Here is a 3,396-nt window from a genome sequence, read left to right on the forward strand (position 1 = left end):
GCACCACAGAGGGACGACGTCGGACCGGACGGCACCAACATCCTCATCAGGCCAGGGTGCCGGCGCAAGCCGGCATGATCACTGACCTGTGGTCAGATCCTCATCTCGGCGAACTGCAGCACCCGCGTCGACGGCGAGCCTGGCGGTGTACGCATTGCGTGTAGTCCCGGCCGGCGGACTTGTGCAGGTGACATGTTGCCCTGGAGAGGCGCGCACAGTTACGGGAACAGTTATAGCTGTATAGGGAAGAGGTAAACCCTCGGGGATGGGCATAGCTAATTATTCTATCAAGCCAAGCATTGGAGTGCCGTGGAAGCCTGACAGGGTGAGTTCTTCAGACTTGCAATCGAGGAAACTGGCAGCGAACCATTGGAGTGTCACGCCCTATTTCTAGGATGCGTCCGTAAGGATGCGGCGGAGATGCTCGCCAGGCGACGGGATCAGAATGATCTGCCGATGCTGTGAGCTTTGAACAGGAAAAATCAGTCACGCGTGCGGCCGGCTTTGATTCGCTCGCCGAGTTCGCCGGAGTCTAATCGCCTCGATCTTTTTATGTGAGGGATATATCGACACTTACCGAAAGTAAGACACCTACGCTACGAGGCTCCTAGCAATCGGAATGGGAATCATGACAATCACTGTGGGAATCAATGGCTTCGGCCGTATCGGCCGTAGCTACTTCCGTGCGCTGCTCACTTCCGGTGCCGACATCCGCGTGGCCGCGGTCAACGACCTGGCCAGCGCGCAGAGTCTGGCGGACCTGCTGAAGTACGACAGCGTGTACGGGCTGCTGCCGCAGCAGGTCGCGGCGGAGGGCTCATCGCTCAGGGTCGGGGACACCGTGGTCGAGGTTCTCAGCGAACGCGACCCGGCACAGCTGCCGTGGCGCCGCCTCGGAGTCGACGTTGTCATCGAGTCGACGGGCGTGTTCAACGACGCAGCCAAGGCCCGGGCGCATATCGATGCCGGCGCCTCGAAGGTGGTCGTCTCCGCTGCGGCAAAGAACGCGGATCTCACCCTCGTCATCGGTATCAACGATGACCTGTACGACCCCCAGAAGCACACGGTCGTCTCCAACGCTTCGTGTACGACGAACTGCCTGGCTCCCATGGCCCGGGTGCTCGATGACGGGCTCGGCATCGAGTGCGGCACCATGACCACGATCCACGCCTACACGCAGGATCAGAACCTGCAGGACGGCCCGCACCCCGACCCCCGGCGCGCCCGTGCGGCCAACCTCAGCACCATCCCGACCACCACCAATGCCGCCAGTGCGATCGGCCTCGTGCTCCCAAGCCTGAAGGGCAAGCTCGACGGGTACTCGGTGCGGGTTCCTGTTCCCGTTGGCTCGCTGACCGACCTGACCGTCCGGGTGGACCGTGAGACGACGGTGGAGGAGGTCAACTCGCTTTTCCGCAAGGCGGCGGACGGTGAACTTGCACGAATCCTGCGCTACACTGCGGACCCGGTCGTTTCCGCGGATATCGTCAAGGATCCGGCGTCATGCATCTTCGACTCCCTGCTCACGCAGGTTATCGAGGGGCGCCACGTACACATCTTCGGCTGGTACGACAACGAGTGGGGATTCTCCAACCGCCTTATAGACACGACCCAGTTGGTCGGCGGCGCAACTGCATAACGGACTCCGCTGAACTGGGCAGGGATAAGTATTCGGTGATGGCGTGGAGTGGCTGGTTCCGCCGTGTGGCGGTGTCGTGGCTGTGGCGGGAGTCGGGCGGAGTGCCCGCGGGATGGCTGGTGGGGGGTTGTGGGCTCTTCGTGATCTGTCGGGTGTAGTTCCTGATATCGGGGATGCTGGTGATGTGTCCTGGGTGGTGTGTTTGTTCTGTCTGTCGCCGATGATGTCACTGAGGTGGCGTACTGGCGTGGGCGTGCCGAGCGGGCCGAGGAGTGTGCGGGGAAGGCCGAGGCCTGTGTCGGGCAGTTGCAGCTGCGGGTCGAGGAGTTGAGCGAGCAGGTCGTGGTGCTGTCCCGGATGCTGTTCGGTCGTTCCTCGGAGAGGACCGGTCCGTCGTCTGCTGCGGGTGAGAAACCTGAGGATCGGCAGGATTCGGGCGGTGGGGATGCCGGCCGGCGCGTAGACGCGGGCAGCGGCCGGGGAGCCGGGGGCATGGCCGGCGGGACTACTCGCATCTGCGGACCCGGGAGGAGATCCATGAGGTGCCCGAGGTCGACCGTGCCTGCGCCGGGTGCGGGGTGGCGTTCGCGCCGTTGGGGACCGACGACAGCGAACAGGTCGACTGGCAGGTCGTGATCACCCGGATCGTGCATCGGCGGCGACGGTATCGGCGGTGCTGCACATGTCCGGGGCCGCGGACGGTGACCGTACCGGTGCCACCCAAACCGGTTCCCAAGGGCCGGTTCACCGCGGGGTTCCTCGCCCGACTTCGCTACGAGAAGTATGTCCTGGGCCTGCCGTTGCACCGGATCGCCCGGGCGCTGGCCGCCGACGGGCTTGAGGTCGCCGAGGGCACCCTGTGCGGGGCGTTGAAGGACGTGCATGGCCTGCTCGGCGGGCTCGACGAGCAGATCGTGGCGCGTAACGCCGCCGCCGGCCATGTCCACGCGGACGAGACGGCGTGGCGGGTGTTCGAGCGGGTCGAGGGCAAGGACGGGACCCGCTGGTGGCTGTGGGTGTTCGTCGCCGCCGACACGGTGGTGTTCCGGATGGACCCGACCCGCTCGGCTGCGCCGGTCGAGAAGCACTTCGGGATCGACCGGGCCGCCGGGGCGCTCCCCGACGGGCGTCGCCTCGTCGTCCCGTCGGACTTCTACACCGTCTACCAGTCCCTGGGCCGTATCGACGGGGTCGACCCGCTCTGGTGCTGGGCACACATCCGCCGGTACTTCATCCGGGCCGGGGACGCCCCCCTCCAACTGCGGTACTGGGCCGACCAGTGGGTCGCCCGGATCGGGATGCTTTACCTCGCTCACCGCGCCCTCGCCGCCGAGCAGCCCACAACCAGCGGGTACCGCGAGGCCGCCGGCGCGTTCGAGGCCGCGCTGAGGGCGATCGACACGGCGCGGCACACGGAGGCGGCGATCCACAGCCTGCACCCGGCGGCGAAGAAGGTCCTGGCGACCCTGGACCGGGAATGGGACGGGCTGGCCCGCCACCGACACCTCCCCAACCTGGATCTTGATAACAATGCTGCCGAGAGGGCGCTGCGGACCCCGGTAGTCGGGCGGAAGAACTACTACGGCGCGCACGCCGAGTGGGCCGCGCACCTCGCCGCCCGGGTCTGGACCATCGTCGCCACCGCCGAGCGCAACGGCCGTGAACCCCTCGCGTTCCTGACCGGCTACCTGAACGCCTGCGCCACAGCCGGCGGGAAAGCCCCCGCCGGCCCCGCCCTCGAACCCCTTCCTGTGGTG

Annotated in this window: 2 protein-coding genes; both read left to right on the forward strand. The window is 66.2% G+C overall.

Annotated elements, in window-relative coordinates; translation table 11 throughout:
- The first annotated feature begins 628 nt into the window (after positions 1-628).
- Positions 629-1,639, forward strand: coding sequence for a type I glyceraldehyde-3-phosphate dehydrogenase (gap, locus tag AC08OX_RS16215; RefSeq protein ID WP_476608591.1), 1,011 nt, complete (start codon positions 629-631; stop codon positions 1,637-1,639).
- Positions 1,640-2,172: 533 nt separating this feature from the next.
- The coding region (gene tnpC, locus AC08OX_RS16220) for an IS66 family transposase (RefSeq protein ID WP_476608592.1) at positions 2,173-3,396 on the forward strand (1,224 nt) is incomplete at its 3' end.

Source organism: Frankia sp. CoBUL1, from assembly GCF_978021245.1.

Coding starts and splice junctions, on each gene's coding strand:
- gap (WP_476608591.1), top strand. CDS start 629: ATGACAATCACTGTGGGAATCAATGGCTTCGGCCGTATCGGCCGTAGC.